Consider the following 20321-nt stretch of genomic DNA (forward strand, 5'->3'; position numbering starts at 1 on the left):
ATAAGACACTAAAGGGGGGAAAACGTTGAATCGTCAGCAACTCGCAAATACGAAGAGGACGGCAAAGTATACGTATACGGACCCGACATCGAAAGTCGCGGAACAATATCAGCGCATACTTGCGAACATGGAAGGCGCGGCGCACACGGTAGTGGTCACATCTATTAGCCGCGGAGCGGGAACGACGACGACAGTTAGCAACTTAGCGGTTGCACTGGCAGCGCGTGGTGCAAAAACGTTGTTGGTCGATGCGAACTTGCGGCACCCGGCTGTGCACGACGTGTTTACTGAGGGCCAGGCGAACGACGGCGGTCTCACGAGTGTGCTATCGGGGAAGCGTACGCTCGCTAAGGCGGTTACCGCAACGGGCGTCAAGTCGCTCACTTGTTTAACGAGTGGACCGTTGCCAAGTGGCCATCCGGCTAATTTGTTCACCGCGGAGAAGTTTGCTGCTCTATTGGAGGAAGCGACGCAGTTGTACGAATACGTCCTTCTCGATAGCCCACCGATCCTCACTTACGCCGACGCTCAAATTGTGGCCAACCACTGTCAAGGATCGATCTTACTACTAAATAGCGGCGAGACGGCGCAGGAGGCGGCGTTACAGGCAAAACAACTGTTGACGAGCGCGGAGGCACGACTGTTAGGTGTCATCTTAAATAAGCGCACCAGCTAGCGTTTCGTATTGCACTCGAAGCGTGAATGTCGCGTGACCCGTTGCGTACGTTGCGTAAAATGCGTTGCGGGTGTTCAATGAACGAGTTCCGTATACGGTTCCCGTGTTATATGTCGTACACTGCACCGCCCTTGGACCTCGTGTAGCGGCGCGTTCTCAAACAAGAATCAGATACAAAAAATACGAAATGATGAATAAATAGTAAGCTATTACAACAATGGGGGGACGATCGCATGGTGAAAATAAAGAAGGCCATTATTCCTGCTGCGGGGCTTGGAACGAGGTTTCTACCGGCGACGAAAGCACTGCCGAAAGAAATGCTTCCCATTATTGACAAACCGACGATCCAGTACATTATCGAGGAAGCGATTGCTTCCGGCATCGAAGACATTATTATCGTGACGGGTAAAGGAAAGCGTGCAATTGAGGATCACTTTGACCACGCGGTCGAATTAGAACAGAATTTGATTGCGAAAGAGAAGTTCGAGCTGTTAGAACAAGTGCAGCGCATCTCCAACATGGTCGACATTCATTACATTCGGCAAAAGGAACCGCAAGGTTTAGGTCACGCCGTCTGGTGTGCGCGCAAATTTATCGGCGACGAGCCGTTTGCCGTTCTTTTGGGAGACGACATTGTCGAAGCGGACAAGCCGTGCCTAAAGCAGATGATCGAACAGTTTGAAGTGACGCAGTCGTCCGTGATCGGCGTGCAAACCGTACCTACAGAGGAAACGCATCGGTACGGCATCATCTGTTCGGAGTCACAGCAAGGGAGACTGTACAAAGTGGCCGACCTCGTCGAAAAGCCACAAGAAAATCCCCCTTCTAACTTAGCGATCATGGGGCGGTACATTTTAACACCGGAAATTTTCCGCTTTTTGGAGAATCAGCCGATCGGTGTCGGCGGCGAAATTCAACTGACTGACGCCATTCAATCACTGTGCGACGTACAAGACGTGTATGCGTACGATTTTGACGGGACAAGGTACGATGTCGGAGAGAAACTCGGCTACGTCTTAACGACGATTCACTTTGCTTTAAAAAACGAGGAAATAAAGGATCGGGTTTCCTCGGAAATACAAAAATTACTGCGAGCAGAAGTAGTAACAAAGTGAGGAGGGCGTAAAAAGAATGAACGTGTCTACTGCAACTGCTAGAAAAGAGGATCCGGTTCAACAACAACGACCGGTCATCCACGTTGCCGATCACAAGACATATTTACTGATTAAGCGTTTAGCCGATATTTTACTAGCTTCAGTAGGGCTCATAATTCTTTCACCGCTTTTCCTCATTGTCGCTATTTGCATTAAACTAGAGGATCCACGAGGTAAGATCTTTTTCAAGCAAAAGCGGGTAGGCAAGAATGAACGCGAGTTTTATATGTACAAGTTCCGCTCGATGCTGTCCAACGCGGAAGAGTTATTACCGAGTTTACTGCACAAAAACGAAGTTTCGGGTGCGATGTTTAAAATGAAGAACGATCCGCGGGTGACGAAAGTCGGGCGCTTTATCCGCAAGACGAGTATCGATGAATTCCCGCAACTGTGGAACGTGATCAAAGGGGACATGAGCCTCGTCGGCCCGCGTCCGCCACTTCCTCGCGAAGTGAAAGAATACGACGATTACGCGAAGCAGCGCTTGCTCGTGACACCTGGCTGCACTGGGTTGTGGCAAGTGAGTGGACGCAACGATCTCGGCTTTGCGGAAATGGTGGCGTTAGATCTCGAGTACATTTCTAAGCGAAGTGTGCGTTATGATTTAAAGCTCATCCTTAAAACGGTTAAAGTGTTGTTCGGCGACAAGGATGCGTTTTGACCGCGTACGCATTGTAGGGCGCACATTTTGGAGTAAAGTTGGTGACTGTTGTGCTGAAGGATTCTATTTTACTGTCCGGGCATCGCTTGGCCAAGTCGATTTCACAGTTGGTCATTACGATGATTCTCGCCCGCGTATTGACGAAGGGCGAGATGGGGATTTATCAACAAATACTCATTATTACTGTCACGCTAAGTTCGTTTATCCCTTTTGAGCTCCCGACATCCTTTAGCTATTTTTTCAATAAGACGAATGAAAAAAAACAGCAGCAAAGCGTGATCGCCAACACGTTTTTCACGTTATTCGTCCTCGGTCTAGTGACGTTTCTCGTATTGATGCTGTTGTATGACCGCGGCTGGATGATGGCCGAGCATAAAACAGCGGGCTTTTCGCTATGGGTGGCACTCTGGTGCAGCGCGATGATTAGCGGTAGTTACTTAGAAAACTTGTACGTGTCTACAAAGCGGGCGAAAACGTTTAGTTTGTTCATGTTGCTCTACTATGTGGGCTACTTTGCGACGATCGTCGCTGTGACGCTGATGACGCAAGATTTACTGCTCATCGTCCAGTTGACGGCCTTGTGGGAGTGTGCGCGGGTTATTGCGTTACACGTCATTTTCAATCGGGTAGAGTCGTTATCGCTACGTCTCAACTTACCGTTACTAAAAGAGCAAGTGAGCTATACGCTTGTCGTCGGGGCAGTGACGGCAGCAAATGTCCTCACACTATTTACTGACAAAATATTAGTGAACAGTTTTTATCCGCTCGAACAGTTTGCCGTCTTTTCGATCGCCTCGAAAGAGATCCCATTCGTTTACACGGTAACTGTCTCGGTCGTTACAGCGATGTTGCCGAAGTTAAGCGCCATTTTCAACGTCGAACGCAGCCCAGAGCGGACGTTAAAAATGTGGGTCGATGCGAGTAAGGCGTTAGCGGTCATTATTTTTCCGCTGTTTTGGGTGCTGTTGTTTTACAACCGGGCGTTTATCGAGATTGTGTATTCTGCTAGCTACTTAGAAGGAGCAGGCATTTTTATCATCTATTTGTTGAAGTTTCCGTTAAGTTTTACCGTTTTTTATACGCTGCTACTCGTTTCGGGGAAGCAAAAGTTAGTGCTCAAAAATGCGGTCATCGTCGTTGTCGTCAATTTGCTATTGAGCGTCGTCATGATGTTCGCTTTTGGTATCGTCGGGATCGCTGTCGCAACGGTGCTTACTGCGTACTTAGGCATTTACTTGCAGCAAAAAGACGTGTGTAAAGTGTTTGCGATTAAGCAGCGAGAGTTGCTGCCGTACGGTATGATTGCCAAAACGTTTCTGTTGTCGGGGGCGACGACTTTAGTTATTTACACACTGTTTTCGTTTTTGCCCATCGACCATCGGCTCGCCTTTGTTCTCGGTGGCACACTGGCGATGATCGGCTACGTGGCACTTGCGTTTTACCGCAAAGATTTAGATGTAAATGTATTGTTGGACGCTTTGCGCCGCAAACAAAATCGTTCCGATCAGCAGACGGCGTAGTCGGATTGGCAATGCCCGCGTTAAGGTTCGTTAGGAAAGTATTTTGTGAGAAGTCGCTAGTGCGCAGTGTGAAGGTACCTAATGTTGAGGGAGTTCATTTTATGTGAGAGGTGATGACGGTGAAAGGTGTTATTTTAGCGGGAGGTACTGGGTCGCGACTGTATCCGTTAACGAAGGGTACGAACAAGCACCTCCTGCCAGTAGGAAAGTACCCGATGATCTATCACGCCATTTTTAAACTGAAAGAAGCGGGGCTGGATGAGGTGTTAATCGTGACCGGGCGGGAGCACCTCGGCGACATGGTCAAAGTGCTCGGGGGCGGCGCTGAGTTTGGCGTGCACTTGACGTATAAAGTGCAAGAACAAGCGGGTGGCATTGCCGAGGCACTCGGTTTGGCCCGTACGTTCGCTGGCGGCGATTCACTCGCGGTGCTATTAGGCGATAACGTGTTTGCCGACAGTTTGGCGCCGTACGTCGCGCGCTTTCGCCAGCAAGGCGGGGGCGCTAAAGTATTGTTGAAAGAAGTGTCCGATCCGGAACGGTTCGGCGTAGCGGAAATTTACGGCGACCACATCGTGTCGATCGAAGAGAAGCCGGTGCACCCGAAGTCGAATTACGCGGTCACAGGCATATATATGTACGATGCGGAAGTGTTTGACATTATTGAGACGGTCAAACCGTCGGCACGCGGCGAATTAGAAATAACCGACGTCAACAACGGCTACATTCGTCGCGGCAATTTAACGTATGAGGTGCTCAAAGGGGAATGGACAGACGCGGGCACTTTTTCCTCGCTCATGCGCGCGAACGATTTAGCGTCAAATGTCGACTGGCGTCTAACGGAAGAAAAAGACTCGGCGCCGGAGTTGGCATCGACCGTGACCGTTTAGCCGTAAACTGTCATCCCGAGTACCGCCGCATACAAGGACGATAGGAGGTTGTTTCGGTGAAAGTTGCGGAAACGAAACTTGCCGGTGTAAAAATTGTTGAACCCGACGTGTTTCGGGACAAACGCGGTTTTTTTACGGAGAGTTACAACGCGCAGAAACTTAAGGCACACGGGATCGACCATACGTTTGTGCAAGACAACCATTCGTTGTCGACTGAGGCGGGCGTTCTGCGCGGACTGCACTACCAGTTGTATCCAAAGGCACAAACGAAGCTCGTGCGCGTGTTAGCAGGTGCTATTTACGATGTCGTCGTCGATTTGCGGCGCTCCTCGCCGACGTACGGCGAGTGGTTCGGGACTGTGCTCAGTGAAAGCAATCAGCGGCAACTGCTCGTACCGCAAGGTTTTGCGCACGGTTTTTGCACGCTGACCGACAACGCGCAAGTGTTTTACAAAGTTGACTCCTATTACGCGCCCGAATGTGAGCGAGGGATTATATGGAATGATCCGACACTGGCGATCGACTGGCCGACGGGGGATCCAATTCTATCGGACAGAGATGCGCGTTTTCCGCTTTTTCAAGACGCAGAAGCTAACTTTTAAATAACGGAAAAAAGGAAATAAGGGAGACGTAGAAAGTGAAGCTACTCATTACTGGCGGCGCCGGTTTTATCGGCAGCAACTTTATCCACTACATGTGTGAAAAATACCCGTCCTATACACTCGTCAACTACGATAAACTGACATACTGTGGCAATTTACAAAACTTAACTGGCGTCGCGCATCTCCCGCAGTACACGTTTATCGAAGGTGATATTTGTGACCGTGCACGAGTCGACGAGGTCGTGAAGCAGCATAAAATCGATACGATCGTTAACTTTGCGGCGGAATCGCACGTTGACCGTAGCATTCAGCAAGCCGATGTGTTTGTACAAAGCAACGTATTAGGGACACAGGTGCTACTCGAGGTGGCGAAAGCGAACGACATTCACAAGTTTGTGCAAATATCGACCGACGAAGTATACGGAACGCTCGGAGAAACGGGGTACTTTACCGAGACGACCCCGTATGCGCCGAACAGCCCGTACTCCGCGAGTAAAGCGGCCGGCGATATGCTCGTGCGCTCCTACTATAGTACATACGGGATGAACGTGAACATTACGAACTGCTCGAACAACTACGGGCCGTACCAGTTTCCGGAAAAACTCATTCCGCTCATGATTACGAACGCGTTACAAGGGAAGAAACTGCCGATTTACGGCGACGGAAAGCACGTGCGCGACTGGCTACACGTTTACGATCACTGTACGGCCATCGACCTCGTGTTGCACAAGGGCGAACCGGGTGAAGTGTACAACGTCGGCGGGCACAACGAGCGTCACAATATCGATATTGTGACGGAAATTGTGGACATGCTCGGCGTATCGCCGTCGCTCATTACGTATGTCGACGATCGTTTAGGGCACGACCGCCGCTATGCGATTGATCCGAAGAAAATATGCACGACGCTAGGGTGGGAGCAGCGCTACACGTTTGAAACAGGCCTCCGCGAGACAGTTAGGTGGTATTTGGACAACCGCGACTGGTGGGAACCGCTGAAGGCTCGCTTGGCACAGCAAATCGGATAGGCGCGAGGCGCGGTGAGAGAGGTTGGTTTGGCGGATGGAACGGAAACGTTTAGGAAATGTGGACGTTTGTGTCACCGAAGAGCAGGAAGTGCTCCACGTTGTTGAGCAGGTGATCCGGCGCAAAGAACAGGTGACGCTCTACTATTTGAATGCGCACTGTTTTAACTTGGCGCAAGGCGATGAGGAATACCGCCGTATATTGAATGAGGCGGACCTACTGCTCAATGACGGTATCGGGGTGGAGCTCGGAGCGAAAATGAACGGGTTTTCGTTTCCGGAGAACCTTAACGGCACCGATTTGACGCCGAAACTGTTACACTTGGCGGCTGAAAAAGGGTTCTCCGTCTATTTGCTCGGCGCGGAGCGGCAAGTGATCGAAAAAGCAGTGGCACAAATTGCTCGCAAATGGCCGACATTGAATGTCGTCGGCTACCGCGACGGCTTTTTTGCCGCAGACGACCCGGCGATCGTACAGGAAGTGAATCGCTTACAGCCTGATTTGCTCATCGTCGGGATGGGCGTACCGCGGCAAGAGAAATGGATTAGTCGCCATCGTGCCGCGTTAAACGCACATGTTATGACCGGGGTCGGTGCGTTCTTCGATTTCACTTCCGGTAACGTGCGCCGCGCGCCCCGCTTCGTGCGCGCAGTAAAAATGGAGTGGGCTTTCCGCCTGTTACTGGAACCGAAGCGACTCTGGCGCCGCTACATCATCGGCAACGTCGCATTTTTTTATCACGTGGTGAAAGCGAAGAAAAGGCAGGAAGCAAACGATGGGTAACGAGCCAAAAGTGTGTATTATTATCGTCAATTACAATACGACCGAGGACACGATCGCTTGCTTGGAATCACTTAAGGCGGTCGATTACAGCAACGTGGACGTCGTCCTCGTCGACAATTGTTCTCGCGACATAAGTGCGCTGGAGCAGTATGCGGCTGAAAACGGCGTCCACTTTTTACCCTTAAAAGAAAATCTCGGATTTGCTGGCGGCAACAACGTGGCGATCAAGTATGCGCGCGAACAGTTATTAGACGTCGATTACTTGTTGTTACTCAATAACGACACGGTAGTCGATGTTGGGTTTTTGCAGCCCCTCGTCGCCGAGTTTGCGCGCCGTCCGTCTGTTGGCGCTTGTTGTGCCCACATCAATTATTACGACCCCCCGCAAGACACGTGGTACGGCGGGGGAGGCATAAAGTGGCCGATCGGCAAACCGTATCACGAGACAGCGTCGCGCGATGACTTGACCCCGCGTACGGTCGACTTTCTTACCGGGTGCGTGTTCATGTTTCCGGCGGGTCTCGTGGAGGAAGTCGGTTACTTGGACGAAGACTACTTTTTATACTTCGAAGATGTCGCCTTTAGTGTCGACATTCAGCGTGCCGGTTACGAACTAAGGTATGTGCCGGAATCGCTCGTGTATCATAAGGTGTCTGTGTCAACTGGCTACCGCTCCCCGCTGGCGAATTATTACGGCACGCGGAACAATTTATTGTTCATGTCGCGCTATGCGAAAAAACGACACTACGTGACGTTTAGGTGCTTTTTTTTACTAAAAAATGTCGTTAAATACGCGGTCCACTTGGCGAAAGGGAAGTCCTCACGCGGTATCCGCCGCGCAATTGTACAAGCGTTCAAAGATTTTCGCAACGATCGCGTAGGAAAAGGGGAATTACGCAGTAAATAAGTGGTAGCCACTGCGTAAACGGCGGCGGTCAATTCTCAAGATACAGGAAACAGGAAAAAAGTGGCCTTTGGAGCGTTTATTGCAAGAAGTTTCCAAGGAAAAGAGGGGGCGTCACGAGTGAAACGGTTGCTGAAACAACTGCTCCCCGCATCAGTTAAACGAGCGATTAAACGGCGGCAGTTTAAACTGAGAAATAAAGACGTGTTCGTGGGACACGGCGTCGAAGTCGATCCAGTGACGACGAGGGCGGAACAAGGGTGTACGATCAACGCGTACTCGTATGTGGCGGAAGCGGAAATCGGCCGCTACACGTATTTCGGCCGCAACTGTATCGTCATGAACGCAAAAATCGGTCCGTTTTGTTCAATAGCCCCGCACTGCCGCATCGGGTTAGGTAGTCATCCGGCACACTTCGTTAGTACGTCGCCACTTTTTTATTCTACCGTCGGGCAAGTAAATGGCGAAGTGTGGGTAGACCGCAATTACTACGGTGAATTCACGCCTGTGGAAATAGGTGCTAACGTATGGCTCGGTGCGGACGTGACCGTATTGGACGGGGTAACGATCGGAGAGGGTGCGATTTGTGCCGCAGGGTCAGTCGTGACGAAAGATGTGCCGCCTTACGCCATCGTCGCCGGCGTACCTGCGAAAATCATCAAGTACCGTTTCGATGAAAAGATTATCGCGGAGCTGCTCAAGTTAAACGTATTTGCCCGCGATGACGCGTGGTTAAAAGCGCATTTAACGGGAGCGGTCGATCCTGACAAGTTGTTACGGCGGTTGGCCAAGCAACAATCGCCTAGTTAGCGGGACATGTGCGTCGGATAAGGATAGAAAGCCCAGTTTTACATCGAAGAAGAATAGACAGCAGCAGATATACTCAGAAACGTTGCAGGAAAAGGAGGAAACGAGATGACAATAGGAAACGGGACGGAACTAGTTAAAAAGGTCGGGATTGTCGGTACAGGGTTTATCGGCCGTGGTCTTCTTCTCGCCCTGGCTCAGCAACCGGACCTTTCGGTGTCACACGTCTTGACCCGCAGAAATATACATACGATGGCGAATTACCCATATGCCGATTTGCTCACGAACAGTGTGGACGAGCTGATCAGTCATGCCGATGTGATCGTCGAATGTAGCGGCGACGTCTTATACGGTTCGGATGTGGTGGCGCAAGCGATGGCAGTCGGCCTGCCAGTGGTGACGATGAATGCGGAATTGCAAGTAGTCACTGGTTCGTATTTTGCGCGCCGTGGCATGATTACCGAAGCAGAAGGCGACCAGCCAGGCTGTTTGGCCGCGTTGCATGAAAATGCCGTACAGATGGGGTTCAAGCCACTCGTATACGGTAACATTAAAGGGTTCCTCAACCATAACCCGACGGAAGACGATATGTTGTACTGGTCCGAACGCAACGGGATTAGCGTCAACATGACGACATCGTTTACGGATGGGACGAAAATTCAAATCGAGCAAGCGTTAGTAGCGAACGGGTTAGGAGCGACGATTGCACGCGACGGATTGCTTGGCATTAAAACGGCTGACGCTGACGTTGCGGATGGCGGTGTATCCGACGGGGGTACACAGTTGGCGCGTGAAGCTGAACGCTTAGGTCAGGCGATTAGCGATTACGTGTTAGCACCGAAAGCGCCTGCGGGCGTGTTTATTACGGCTACCCACGACGACGCTCAGAGCGACGCGCTAAAGTATTTTAAAATGGGCAGCGGTCCGTACTACACGTTGCTGCAAACGTACCACTTATGCCACCTGGAAATCCCGAAAACGATTCGCCGCGTCCTGAATGGCGGTACGGTATTACTTAATAATTCACCGGCTCCGACAGTTAGTGTCGCTGCAGTTGCCAAGCGGGACCTCTCCCCAGGGGAGACAATTGTCCGCGGCATCGGCAGTTTTGCGGTGCGGGGGTCGAGTGTGACGATTGCCGAACACCGTGGCCACGTACCGATCGGCTTACTGGCGAATGCCGTCGTGAAGCGGCCGGTGGCGGCGGGGCAAACGCTCACCTTTACAGACATCGACCTTCCGGACGATGTGTCTAGTAGTTTGGCGCTCGAAGCTTGGTTGGAAACGGAAGCGCAATGTTTGGATGCGGAGCCGCAGCCTGTTCAGACGTTCTAATCGAACGGATCGTGTGTCCACAGCCCTAAAGATTAAAGGTCGACGTGTGTATATGCCGTCGACCTTTTACTTTTCAATGACTATGGACGATTCTGGCCGTCAATGTTTCCGGTCGGTATTTTTCCCCGCTTTTTCGAGGAACTGTTTAAACTGGTGCGTCGTTACTTGCGAGTCGATCGCCAGTTGCACGAGTTCTATCCATTCGTCAGGCAGTTCTCGTTCGCCTTGTGCTTTGGTTCTATCTGATCCGTATAGTAACGTATCGATAGAAACGTTTAGGACTTGAGCTATTTTTTCCAGCAGTTGAATGGAAGGGTTTGACTGAATATTGCGCTCTAAGGAACTAATATACGATTTAGCGACACCTGCGCGTTCAGCGAGTTCAGATAAAGTTAGTCCTTTTTGCATGCGATATTTTTTAACTTGCTCACCGATCGGTTGTTCCATCGTACACCCCCTCCTTCTTACTAGTATGTCTTCCCAAAATATCCTCTTTACAACCGTCTGCTACATTATTTTGTTAATACTACTGTTAACGATAATAGTTGTCGGCTTGGTTTCTTTAGAAATTTATTCCTATAATTTATAGGGAGCGCTTTCTTATATATATTTTTTTCCTCCGCGTCTATGTGCTTCAATACGGATGTTACTTTTTTATCAACAAGTTCGAGAGGGATAAGCACAAATCCTCAACACGTACATAACATGAGGGCAACGACAGCTTAGGAAGGGGAAGACGAATGATGCGACGGGAATTGCCGTGCGCTTGGAACGAAGTGCCCCGCATGTGTCACGCCGTGCGCAAACGGATGCCGCGCATTCGTAACAGTTGCTTCAAACGGATGTCGAGTGTCCGCTATCGGGCCATGTGAGGTGAAGAAGTGCAACAAAAGTGAAAATATGGAGGAAAGGGAGTTGATTGGTTTGGCGTGGTTGCTCATTTTGGCGTTTACCTTTTCGTCAAGTATCGATAATTTAGGAGTAGGTGTCTCTTACGGCATTCGCAACATACGCATCAGTCATTTCAAAAATTTGCTGATTGCCGTCATCTGCTTTTTGTTTAGCATGGTGGGCATTTTGTTCGGACGGTGGATTGCTACCGTATTACCGGGCATATTGCCTGTCTTGCTCGGATCCTTCTTAATTTTCGTGATCGGGTTGCGCATCATTTTGTTAGCTGTTCCGCGTAAAAAAGAGGTGTCTGGCGCGGCGGCCAACCGTCCAATCGGTGCACACGGCCACAGCATGAAGGGTATTTTGAAACATCCGGAGAACGTCGACGTTGACCAATCAGGGCAGATTGGATTTGTTGAAGCGTGTGTGCTCGGGGTAGCCCTTTCGGCTAACGCACTAACGAACGGCTTAGGGGCTGGGTTGCTCGGCTTGTCACCGCTCGCAATTTCTTTAACTGCGTCGATTGGCAGCTATTTAACCGTTTGGTGGGGTGTGGCCTTAGGGCACAAAATGACCCACATCCGCATCGGGTCGTTCTCGGTCGGACAGTTTGGGACGCTAATAAGCGGGGCGATATTGCTTTTGATCGCCTTTACCGCTTTCTTTTAAGATACTGAACCCCTCGATAATAAAGGCCTTCCTTCGCGCGAAAGAGCGGCAGGAAAGGCCTTAAGCGGCAGGAAAGACCTTAATTTGTCGGTTCCATATTCGTTACGTTGTCGCGTAGACGACGACCTGTTTAAGCTGCACGATGACGTGTTACGACGTATTGTTCAATGTTTCTAGTCGCTCGCTGACGAGCTGTACGGCGAAGGCATCATCTAAGTAGCCAATTGGAAAAAGATAGTCGGGAATGATATCTGTCGTCAAAATAAAGTACAGCAACGCACTGCCGATCACTGACCGCTCTTTGTCCGAGATGTGTGCGTCGGATAGTTTCTCGTACATTTGTTGTAGTCGCTCGATGAACGGACCGGCCCCGTCAACTTGTTGCACTTTGAGCGGAAACTGCTCCTGGATGACGCGTTGTCCCTCAGCGGTGCGCGCATACTGTTCATAGTTGTCCAGTTCTTTTTTTACGCGGGTGGCAACATGTTGTACGTCGACGAAGTGCGTCGCGTCGAGAGCGTTGACGAGCAGGTGCATGTCGGAATTAAGACTTTTTTTTTCGTCGAGGTCTAGTTCGTCCTGCCCTAAGTCGAGTCCGATCGCCACCAGTAATTGCTTGAGCGGTACGTCGAGCGCAGAGGCAAATTGTTTTAAATGTTCGATTTTCGGCGTTTGTTTTCCGCTAGCGATGCGCGAGATCGTCGCCGTGTCAATCCCTGTCAGGGCACTTAGTTTCCGCATCGATAGCGCGCGTTCTTTTAGTAACGATTTAATGACGAGACCGAGTTTAGGATGCTCTTTCTGTTCACACATGCAAGTCCCACCTCGATTAACGATTAAGCCCGGTATATCGGGCTGATGTTTCAGATTTGTCAACAGTATATGCGTCCGTCAACAAAATGTTGCATTGTGTGAGCTGTTCAGCGGTGTGTGTCGCCACCTAGCCTTACGAGACACAAAGTTAAGCGAATGTTACTCCGGTTTGTAACCGTCGACGACGCGGTCGAGATTTCCAGTTTCTGGGTCGATGATTAGGCCGTGTACCGGTACATCGCGCGGGAGGAGGGGGTGGTTTTTAATAATGTGGACACTGTTTTTTACTCCTGCCGCGACGTCGTCGAATCCTTTTAGCCATCTCTTGAGATCGATGCCAGCGTGTTTGAGTGTACCCGTCGTCGTAGCAGAGATTCCTCTTTCGTGCATCTTTTGTAACACGGTGGGCGGATGGACAGCGCTCATGCCGCAATCGTAATGGCCGACGACACACACTTCTTGTGCCTTTAGTTCATAGATGGCGACAAGGATACTGCGCATTGCGCTCCCGAACGGGTGCGAGACGATGGCACCGGCGTTTTTAATGATTTTAGCGTCGCCGTTTTTCAAGTTCATGGCGCGCGGGAGTAATTCGACGAGCCGCGTATCCATACAAGATAAAATGACGAGTTTTTTGTCGGGGTATTTCGTCGTCGCGTATTTTTCATATGCCTTTTGGCGGACGAAGCTTTCGTTAAAGTCCAAAATTTGTTCTAGCATATGCATTCGTGTTGCTCCTTTCCAGGCATCTAAACCAGGGGACATGTTTATCCTTGAGCTTAGCGGAATTGCAATATTATAACATGTCGATTGCCGTAAAGTAAAAAAAACATGAACGGCTCGGTTAGAAGATATTATTAGAAAAGGGAATTTTATCGCCGACAGTGTGACAGGAGGGGATCGCGTGGGGGTTAGTGTCCATAAACAATTGAAAGCGCGTTCAAAGTCGTGGTTGATCAACCGGAATTTCACTTGTATTTGGTCGAGTTGGCTCTTTTACGAATACGGGTTTCAACTGTATTTGATCGCTTTCCCGTTACTCATTTACGATTTGACCGGTTCTGCTTTGGCGATGAGCGTGATGCGGGTCGTCGATTTTATCCCGAGCGTCGCTCTCGGTTTGTTCGTCGGTGTGCTCTCCGACCGCCTTAACCGTAAATGGATGATGGCATACGCGACGATCCTCCGCTTGGTCGCTACTGCGTTACTTCTTTATTTACTGACGGCGGCGCAATTACAGCTTTGGCACGTGTATGTCGCCGTCTTTTTGATCGCTTCTGCTGGGCAACTGTTCGTGAATGCCCATCACTCCTTGATGCCACAGCTCGTCCCAAATAAGGAGTTAACGTCCGCTAATGCAAAACTCGTCTTCATCGAAACGGTTATCGGTATGGCCGCCCCTGGGCTCGTCGGTTTTATCATTGTGCGTTACGCCTACGAACTGACATTTTCCAGTTATTTTGTGAGTATGCTGCTCGTGTTCTTCCTGATCTTGTTCGTACGTCCGCCCGTGCGAAACGCGCGACAGGAGCCGGAAGACGAACGCCAAGCAGCGGGGGAGCGCGGTTCGTTTCGGACAGAACTGCAAGAAGGGATGCGCGAACTGTTCGGTAATAAATTGTTACTCGCGCCGACGCTACTTATTTTGTTTTTGAACATTGCTAACGGCGCTGTCACGGGGGTGCTCATCTTTTTTGCCGCTGACGTCGTGGCAGCGAGTAAAGTTGAGATCGGTCTAGTGTTCGGCATTGGCGCGATCGGTAGCTTACTTGGCTCACTTCTCGTCTCGCGGTTGCAAAAGCGATACCGCCGCGGCCAGTTACTCCTGTGGGGGTTACTGTTATCCGTTTTAAGTTATGCATTACTCGTGTTTGCGTACACGTGGTGGCTGATCGCGCTATCGGTCGCGATCCGCTATTTTGCGACAACGGTGGCGAATATCCTTTATTTGACGTTGCGGCAACAGTTGACTCCGAATCATTTGCTCGGTCGCGTCGCGGGAACATCCCATACACTGATGCAACTGACGGTGCCGTTTGCGCTTCTGGCTGCCGGTTTGTGGGCCGAGTATTTGCCGGTTAGATGGTTGTTTGTCGGGGCAGGTGTAGGGGTGGCGGTCATTTATTTCGCGAATGTGAACGGGAAAGTAAAGGAGATAGAGTAACTTGAAGTCGACTCCATTGACGAACGACGCAAAGACACTCTACTGTGAGGAGTGATCTTTGCGTCTGGCGTGCTTTGATGCCTCGTCGCATGTCGTTTTGCCGCTGTGTGCGAACCGGCGCTATTGTAAGATGATGGTGTTATTGTACGAGCTGTTGCATCACTTTGCCGATGCTGTCGTTAATGACGAAGTCAGCGTACATGTCGTACGGAGTCGTCGAGTTGTTAATGAGGATCAGTTTCTGGTTGTTGTAAAACTGTAGTAAAGCCGCAGCAGGGTATACCTTCAGCGACGTCCCAGCCACGATGAGCACGTCAGCTTCCGAAACACGTGTTAAGGCTTCTTCTAAGACATCTTCGGGTAGCGCCTCTTGATAGAGGACGACGTCTGGCTTGACGACCCCCCCGCATTGATCGCATGTGGGTACCGCTTGTTCGCTTTGTAAAATGTATTCGAGAGAAAACGACGTGCCGCATGTCATACAATAATTGCGTTGTACCGAACCGTGTAGTTCAAGTACGCGCTGACTTCCCGCTTGCCGGTGCAGGCCATCAATGTTTTGCGTAATGATCGCTTGCAAATTGCCCCTTTTCTCTAACTTGGCGAGGGCAAGGTGTGCCTGATTAGGTCTCGCGTCCTTGTAGATCATCTTCTTTTTATAGAAATCGTAAAACTGTTCGGTATGGTTCATGAAAAAGTCGTGGCTTAACAGTTCTTCCGGTGAGTAGCGGTCGTCGTGCAACGATGCGAACAATCCGCTAGCCGAGCGAAAATCGGGGATGCCACTTTCTGTCGACGTACCGGCACCGTCAAAAAAGACGACATTGGAACTTTCGTTAACGATTGCTTTTATTTTGGTGAAATCGATGGTGTATGCACCTCACAAAAATGTTTCGCAAATGTTTCGTTCGGATCGACCCGATATATATAATGATACACCAATAGGCAGATGAGGGAAAATATTTATTGACTTTTCCCACTACAGGTCGTTATACTATGTGCGGGGAATGGGTTGATTTATTGATTTCGCACAGTGGCTCGACTACACTATGAAGGGTATAAGTAGGGGGAAATTGTCCTTACATATTGATCGTAATGATACCTAAGTACTTAACCTGAGCATTAATCCGTTTTTCATACGAAGAAGGAGTGGCATGCAAAAGATGGAACGCATACGCGTCGCGGGGGTTGATCCCTCTATTCATATAGATCTTGAACGCATCGTCGGCCTGTTCTTTCCCGGTTGTAAAGTCATCGGTGAACAACACAGCGAGGACGAGAAGACGTGTAAGGGTGGAACGAACGTCGATGAAACGAACGCCGACGGATCGAACGTCGGTGGAACGAACGCGGAGGCTTCGCTCGTATTCGAGTTCGACCAACAGGGTCAAACAAGCGACCATCCAGATCATATCGTCGGCCAAGGGAGCGATTGTCAGGATCGTCAAGATACAGGCGACCATACGGATCATACAGACGGTCATAAAGGCGATCGTGTGGGCACCTCGATCGCTGTAACAGCTCTCTTACACGACTTAACTAGCGGCAAGAGGTGGCAAGCAACCGATACAACAAACATACGAACCACACCGAACACACGGCACGTGACGGACAGAAAGAGTACCGCGAATGCATTAGAAGGAACTATCAGTACACGTCCGTCCGATCAAACCAAAGTACGCGAACAGCGCAAACGGGTGAAGCAGGCCATCTCCCGCGCCTTACTAAAAGTGCTCGAGCAAGCGACTGACGTTGTGCAGCCGTGGGGCGTGTTGACAGGGGTACGCCCGACGAAACTACTGCACGCGATGTTGCGCCAAGGGCATTCGTTCGCCGAGGCGCGCGACACGTTGCAGCGACAATTTTTACTGCAACCGGTCAAATGCGCCTTGCTAGAGGAAATCGTCACGCGGCAACGGGCGATCGTACCCGACTTGTACACACTCGATCGCGAAGTGAGCTTGTATATTGGCATTCCGTTTTGCCCGACGAAATGCGCGTACTGCACGTTTCCCGCTTATGCGATTAAAGGGCAAAGCGGCTCAGTAGAAGACTTTCTCGCCGGATTACACGAGGAAATACGCGCGGTCGGCGCGTGGTTAAAAGCCCACGACATCGCCGTGACGACAGTTTACTTCGGCGGGGGCACCCCGACGTCGATTACGGCGGAGCAGCTGGAGGCGCTGTTTGCAGAATTGCACCACTCGCTACACGGCTTCGACCGCGTGCGCGAATGGACGGTGGAAGCGGGGCGGCCGGACACGATCGACGAGGAAAAGCTGGGCGTGCTGAAAAAGTGGCATGTCGACCGCATCAGCATTAACCCGCAAAGTTTCAAAGAGGAAACGTTGCAAGCAATCGGGCGGCACCATTCGGTTGCGGAGACGGTAGAAAAATATGCACTCGCCCGGGAAATGGGCATGCAAAACATAAATATGGATTTAATTATCGGGTTGCCGGGGGAACGACGCGAGACGTTCCGACAGTCTCTGCGGGTGATCGCCCAGCTTCGGCCGGAATCGCTCACCGTACACACGCTCTCTTTTAAGCGTGGGTCGCGCATGACGCAAAATAAGCGCAAATACGAAGTGGCCAGTGCCGAAGAAGTGGCTGAAATGGTCGAGATGGCGCAAAAGAGGACGAAGGAAATGGGATACGTGCCCTATTATTTGTACCGGCAAAAGAACATTCTCGGGAATCAAGAGAACGTCGGTTATGCGTTCCCCGGGCAAGAAAGCTTGTACAACATTATGATTATGGAGGAGCGCCAGACGATTATCGGCTTAGGTTGCGGTGCAGTAAGTAAAATCGTGCCGCCTGGTACGGCGAAGATCATCCGTTGGCCTAACCCGAAAGAGCCGCGGGCGTACATAAAAACGTACCGGGAAATGATCCCAGAAAAGCTAGCCGCGCTGACACAAGCGTTTGAAGGTAGTTAGTACTTGCGCCTGAACATGTTCGCTAATGACAGGAGGACAGGAGATGCAACGAGGCCATCACCCCAATTGTTCGGGGGACGGCCTTATGCAATGCCACGCATTCAATGTCGCACATTCAATGCCACACATTCAATGTCACGCATGCAAATGCCACACATTCAATGTCACACAGCTTCACGAAGCGGAAGTCGCCGCTTCCGCCATTTAGCTACCGCCTCTTTAAATCGGAAGTGGATCTGTTTAAAAATCCGTTTGTCGCGGTAGTGAAACAGTCTCCCCTCACTCGCCTGTGTCGTCGTCACTCGCCTGCGTCGTCGTCGCGTGCCGCAGCTAGCTCGCCGACCGCCCCTACGTGTGTCGGTACGGAGTCATTTTTTTGTGCGAGCTGTTGAATCATGCGGTTGACGTCGATGCCGGACACTTCTTTCACCATTTCCGGTGCTTGCGCCATTAGCTTAGTCACGTAATTGCTTACTTTCGTCGCGCCGTCGCCGCCTTCGCCAGCGTCGACGACCGTTAAGCGGTCGATGTTCGCCATCGGTTCGGCCACTTTTCCAGCCAACTCAGGCAACATTTTCGCGATGAGGTCGAGCACAGCCGCTTGCCCGTACTGTTCGAACGCTTCGGCCAGTTTTTGCTTTGCTTCCGCTTCGGCCAAACCTTTGGCGCGAATAATATCGGCCTGCGCCATCCCTTCCATTTTTTCGACTTCTGCTTTGGCCGAACCGATCGCTCGCTCGGCTTCGGCGTCGGCCATCCCTTTCGCTTTAATGGCAGCAGCTTCGGCACGCGCCTGCGCTTCCCGTTCAAAACGATCCGCTTCCGCGGTTTGTTCTTTCGCATAGCGGTCGGCGTCCGCTTTTTTACGCACTTCGGCGTCGTATTGTTTCTCGCGGCGCACAATTTCTTTCTCCTCGAGTTCGATTTCTTTCTGTTTGCGCACGAGTTCAATTTTCATTTCCTCGTCGACGACTTGTTGTCGGTTGCGGTTTTCTTGTAATTGGTACGCTTGGTCGGCTTCCGCCCGCTTCATGTCTTGTTCGATTTTAAACTGAGCGACGTGCAATTCTTTTTCTTTTTGTGCTTCGGCGACTCGCGTTTCCGAGATAAGCCGTGCTTTCATCCCTTCTTCGCGCGCTTTTGCCGTTTGGATTTCCGTGTCGCGTTTGGCGTTAGCTTCCGCGACATCGGCGTCGCGCCGCACGACGGCAATGCGCGGCCGTCCGAGCGCTTCGAGGTAGCCGTTATTGTCGCGTACGTCCTTGATCGTGAAGGAGACGATTTGTAGACCCATTTTTTTCAGGTCTTTCGCCGCCACCGATTGAACCTCTGTGGCGAACCGTTCGCGGTTTTTATAAATTTCTTCGACGGTCATCGTGCCTAAAATGGCGCGCAAGTGACCTTCTAACACTTCGCCCGCTTCATCGTTCAGCGTAGCGTCCGACTTGCCCATAAACTGCTCCGCCGCAGTGGCGACATCGTCTAACGTCCCGCCAATTTTAATGATGGCGACTCCGTCGACGGCGATCGGTACGCCTTGCTCGGTGTACACTTCCGGAGTCGAGACATCTAACTTGTGCGAGAGTAGGCTGAGTCGCGCAGACCGTTGGAAAATGGGGATAATAAATGCACCGCCACCGCGAATGATTTTTAGTTTACGCCCGGATTGATCAGTGAGGACGTTTTTGCCCCCTAATAAACTACCCGTGACGATCATCGCCTCATCTGCGCCGACCGTCTTATAACGGGACCAAAACGCCAGACCTAATACGACGAACACCCCGATTACAACGAGGACAATCATGATAGCATCATCCATTTTAATCTAGTGCACTCCTTTCGTGCGTATCGTACGGTGAGACGTAAAGAACAGAATCTTTCACCTCTACGACGACGACACGCGTTCCTTCGACTATTTTTTTGCGGTCAAAACTTGCTGCAATTTGGTTCGTGTTTCCACTAATTGTGTGAATGAGTACTTCCCCGTATCCTTCTGCCGGAACGGTCGTAAGGATCTCCCCTACTAATCCAGTGAATTCATCCATCGTCATCCCAGTCGAACTTTCTGTGTCGTCCATCGGCTTGACGTAGACAAAGTAAAGCAACAAAAAGGAGAAGACGGCGATGCCAGCGGCACAAAGCACGATATATGTACTAGGCCAGTCGGTCACGCGATTGAGGATGAGGCCAGCACCGCCGAAGGCCGTGACCGCCCCGACGAACGTTACGGGTTGAAACAGTGCGGAGCCGAAGGAGAATAGTCCGTCGAACAAGCTGCCGAGTAAATCACCGAAGATGACTGTAAGCAGCGTCACGGCGATCCCGCCGATAAAACATGTCCAGTATACAGTTTCCATATCCACGGTGGCCACTCCTTTCGTTGCTACTTTCACTATTCACAGTAGGGGGCGGACGCACATCGCCTAAATGTTGTTCCTAATACAGTCTTGTCGTATACAACAGTTGTTTGTTTACCACCTCCAGCGG

At 50.8% G+C, this 20321-nt stretch carries 22 protein-coding genes; 15 read left to right on the top strand and 7 right to left on the bottom strand.

The window, feature by feature from the left end; genetic code table 11:
- Positions 1-25 precede the first annotated feature (25 nt).
- The 11 genes from BN1247_RS03520 to BN1247_RS03570 all read left to right on the top strand — a co-directional run bounded on the left by BN1247_RS03520 (position 26) and on the right by BN1247_RS03570 (position 10355).
- Entirely contained in the window at positions 26-676 is a 651-nt protein-coding gene (locus BN1247_RS03520; protein ID WP_054949156.1) for a CpsD/CapB family tyrosine-protein kinase, read from the top strand.
- A gap of 233 nt (positions 677-909) precedes the next feature.
- Positions 910-1791, top strand: a complete 882-nt coding sequence (gene galU / locus BN1247_RS03525) for a UTP--glucose-1-phosphate uridylyltransferase GalU (protein ID WP_054949157.1) — start codon at positions 910-912, stop codon at positions 1789-1791.
- 16 nt (positions 1792-1807) lie between these two features.
- Entirely contained in the window at positions 1808-2491 is a 684-nt protein-coding gene (locus BN1247_RS03530) for a sugar transferase (protein ID WP_054949158.1), read from the top strand.
- A gap of 41 nt (positions 2492-2532) precedes the next feature.
- Complete coding sequence (locus tag BN1247_RS03535) at positions 2533-4011, top strand: lipopolysaccharide biosynthesis protein (protein ID WP_054949159.1); 1479 nt, start codon at positions 2533-2535, stop codon at positions 4009-4011.
- A gap of 119 nt (positions 4012-4130) precedes the next feature.
- Positions 4131-4901 (top strand): sugar phosphate nucleotidyltransferase, encoded by a 771-nt coding sequence (locus BN1247_RS03540; protein ID WP_054949160.1) that lies wholly within the window; start codon positions 4131-4133, stop codon positions 4899-4901.
- A 56-nt stretch (positions 4902-4957) separates the two neighbouring features.
- Positions 4958-5503, top strand: a complete 546-nt coding sequence (gene rfbC / locus BN1247_RS03545; RefSeq protein WP_054949161.1) for a dTDP-4-dehydrorhamnose 3,5-epimerase — start codon at positions 4958-4960, stop codon at positions 5501-5503.
- A 35-nt stretch (positions 5504-5538) separates the two neighbouring features.
- Positions 5539-6528 carry a dTDP-glucose 4,6-dehydratase gene (gene rfbB / locus BN1247_RS03550; protein ID WP_054949162.1) on the top strand — a complete coding sequence of 330 codons (990 nt, stop codon included), beginning with the start codon at positions 5539-5541 and terminating at the stop codon, positions 6526-6528.
- A gap of 34 nt (positions 6529-6562) precedes the next feature.
- On the top strand, positions 6563-7309 hold the full coding sequence (locus BN1247_RS03555) for a WecB/TagA/CpsF family glycosyltransferase (protein ID WP_054949163.1): 747 nt from the start codon (positions 6563-6565) through the stop codon (positions 7307-7309).
- Complete coding sequence (locus BN1247_RS03560) at positions 7302-8216, top strand: glycosyltransferase family 2 protein (protein WP_054949164.1); 915 nt, start codon at positions 7302-7304, stop codon at positions 8214-8216. The genes BN1247_RS03555 and BN1247_RS03560 overlap by 8 nt, the downstream gene beginning before the upstream one ends.
- A gap of 117 nt (positions 8217-8333) precedes the next feature.
- Positions 8334-9023, top strand: coding sequence for a CatB-related O-acetyltransferase (locus tag BN1247_RS03565; RefSeq protein WP_054949165.1), 690 nt, complete (start codon positions 8334-8336; stop codon positions 9021-9023).
- Positions 9024-9128: 105 nt separating this feature from the next.
- Positions 9129-10355 (top strand): SAF domain-containing protein, encoded by a 1227-nt coding sequence (locus tag BN1247_RS03570; RefSeq protein WP_054949166.1) that lies wholly within the window; start codon positions 9129-9131, stop codon positions 10353-10355.
- A gap of 99 nt (positions 10356-10454) precedes the next feature.
- Here BN1247_RS03570 and BN1247_RS03575 read toward each other — a convergent pair whose 3' ends face one another.
- Entirely contained in the window at positions 10455-10802 is a 348-nt protein-coding gene (locus BN1247_RS03575; RefSeq protein WP_054949167.1) for a helix-turn-helix domain-containing protein, read from the bottom strand.
- Between the two features lie 296 nt (positions 10803-11098).
- On the opposite strand from BN1247_RS03575, the gene BN1247_RS18345 reads away from it, so the two are divergent.
- Positions 11099-11227 carry a hypothetical protein gene (locus BN1247_RS18345; RefSeq protein WP_261796020.1) on the top strand — a complete coding sequence of 43 codons (129 nt, stop codon included), beginning with the start codon at positions 11099-11101 and terminating at the stop codon, positions 11225-11227.
- A 52-nt stretch (positions 11228-11279) separates the two neighbouring features.
- Entirely contained in the window at positions 11280-11918 is a 639-nt protein-coding gene (ytaF, locus tag BN1247_RS03580; RefSeq protein WP_231633380.1) for a sporulation membrane protein YtaF, read from the top strand.
- Between the two features lie 150 nt (positions 11919-12068).
- Here ytaF and BN1247_RS03585 read toward each other — a convergent pair whose 3' ends face one another.
- Together BN1247_RS03585 and BN1247_RS03590 are read right to left on the bottom strand one after the other, a co-directional pair.
- Complete coding sequence (locus tag BN1247_RS03585; RefSeq protein WP_054949169.1) at positions 12069-12731, bottom strand: helix-turn-helix domain-containing protein; 663 nt, start codon at positions 12729-12731, stop codon at positions 12069-12071.
- 159 nt (positions 12732-12890) lie between these two features.
- A complete protein-coding gene (locus BN1247_RS03590; protein ID WP_054949170.1) occupies positions 12891-13457 on the bottom strand; it encodes a beta-class carbonic anhydrase in 567 nt (188 codons plus the stop codon).
- A 178-nt stretch (positions 13458-13635) separates the two neighbouring features.
- Here BN1247_RS03590 and BN1247_RS03595 point away from each other — a divergent pair, with 178 nt between their 5' ends.
- Positions 13636-14895, top strand: coding sequence for an MFS transporter (locus tag BN1247_RS03595; RefSeq protein ID WP_054949171.1), 1260 nt, complete (start codon positions 13636-13638; stop codon positions 14893-14895).
- 139 nt (positions 14896-15034) lie between these two features.
- Here BN1247_RS03595 and BN1247_RS03600 read toward each other — a convergent pair whose 3' ends face one another.
- Positions 15035-15763: an NAD-dependent protein deacylase gene (locus tag BN1247_RS03600; protein WP_054949172.1), complete on the bottom strand. Its 729-nt coding sequence runs from the start codon at positions 15761-15763 to the stop codon at positions 15035-15037.
- Between the two features lie 295 nt (positions 15764-16058).
- On the opposite strand from BN1247_RS03600, the gene BN1247_RS03605 reads away from it, so the two are divergent.
- Positions 16059-17834, top strand: a complete 1776-nt coding sequence (locus BN1247_RS03605; RefSeq protein ID WP_054949173.1) for a coproporphyrinogen III oxidase — start codon at positions 16059-16061, stop codon at positions 17832-17834.
- A 164-nt stretch (positions 17835-17998) separates the two neighbouring features.
- Here BN1247_RS03605 and BN1247_RS17575 read toward each other — a convergent pair whose 3' ends face one another.
- The 3 genes from BN1247_RS17575 to BN1247_RS03615 are packed head-to-tail and all read right to left on the bottom strand — an operon-like array spanning position 17999 to position 20191.
- Complete coding sequence (locus BN1247_RS17575) at positions 17999-18136, bottom strand: hypothetical protein (RefSeq protein WP_157360844.1); 138 nt, start codon at positions 18134-18136, stop codon at positions 17999-18001.
- Positions 18133-19653, bottom strand: a complete 1521-nt coding sequence (locus tag BN1247_RS03610) for a flotillin family protein (protein ID WP_054949174.1) — start codon at positions 19651-19653, stop codon at positions 18133-18135. The genes BN1247_RS17575 and BN1247_RS03610 overlap by 4 nt, the downstream gene beginning before the upstream one ends.
- Before the next feature lies 1 nt (position 19654).
- Positions 19655-20191 (bottom strand): NfeD family membrane protein, encoded by a 537-nt coding sequence (locus BN1247_RS03615; protein ID WP_074011235.1) that lies wholly within the window; start codon positions 20189-20191, stop codon positions 19655-19657.
- Between the last annotated feature and the right edge of the window lie 130 nt (positions 20192-20321).

Origin of the sequence: Numidum massiliense (assembly GCF_001375555.1) — a bacterium.
Lineage (GTDB): Bacteria > Bacillota > Bacilli > Thermoactinomycetales > Novibacillaceae > Numidum > Numidum massiliense.

What these genes read in the sequence shown, in the direction of transcription:
- BN1247_RS03530 (WP_054949158.1), top strand. Translation starts at nt 1,808, where the DNA reads ATGAACGTGTCTACTGCAACTGCTAGAAAAGAGGATCCGGTTCAACAA.
- BN1247_RS03590 (WP_054949170.1), bottom strand. Translation starts at nt 13,457, where the DNA reads ATGCATATGCTAGAACAAATTTTGGACTTTAACGAAAGCTTCGTCCGC.
- galU (WP_054949157.1), top strand. Translation starts at nt 910, where the DNA reads ATGGTGAAAATAAAGAAGGCCATTATTCCTGCTGCGGGGCTTGGAACG.
- BN1247_RS03605 (WP_054949173.1), top strand. Translation starts at nt 16,059, where the DNA reads ATGGAACGCATACGCGTCGCGGGGGTTGATCCCTCTATTCATATAGAT.
- BN1247_RS03585 (WP_054949169.1), bottom strand. Translation starts at nt 12,731, where the DNA reads ATGTGTGAACAGAAAGAGCATCCTAAACTCGGTCTCGTCATTAAATCG.
- BN1247_RS18345 (WP_261796020.1), top strand. Translation starts at nt 11,099, where the DNA reads ATGCGACGGGAATTGCCGTGCGCTTGGAACGAAGTGCCCCGCATGTGT.
- BN1247_RS03610 (WP_054949174.1), bottom strand. Translation starts at nt 19,653, where the DNA reads ATGGATGATGCTATCATGATTGTCCTCGTTGTAATCGGGGTGTTCGTC.
- BN1247_RS03575 (WP_054949167.1), bottom strand. Translation starts at nt 10,802, where the DNA reads ATGGAACAACCGATCGGTGAGCAAGTTAAAAAATATCGCATGCAAAAA.
- BN1247_RS03555 (WP_054949163.1), top strand. Translation starts at nt 6,563, where the DNA reads ATGGAACGGAAACGTTTAGGAAATGTGGACGTTTGTGTCACCGAAGAG.
- BN1247_RS03615 (WP_074011235.1), bottom strand. Translation starts at nt 20,191, where the DNA reads ATGGAAACTGTATACTGGACATGTTTTATCGGCGGGATCGCCGTGACG.
- BN1247_RS03560 (WP_054949164.1), top strand. Translation starts at nt 7,302, where the DNA reads ATGGGTAACGAGCCAAAAGTGTGTATTATTATCGTCAATTACAATACG.
- BN1247_RS03570 (WP_054949166.1), top strand. Translation starts at nt 9,129, where the DNA reads ATGACAATAGGAAACGGGACGGAACTAGTTAAAAAGGTCGGGATTGTC.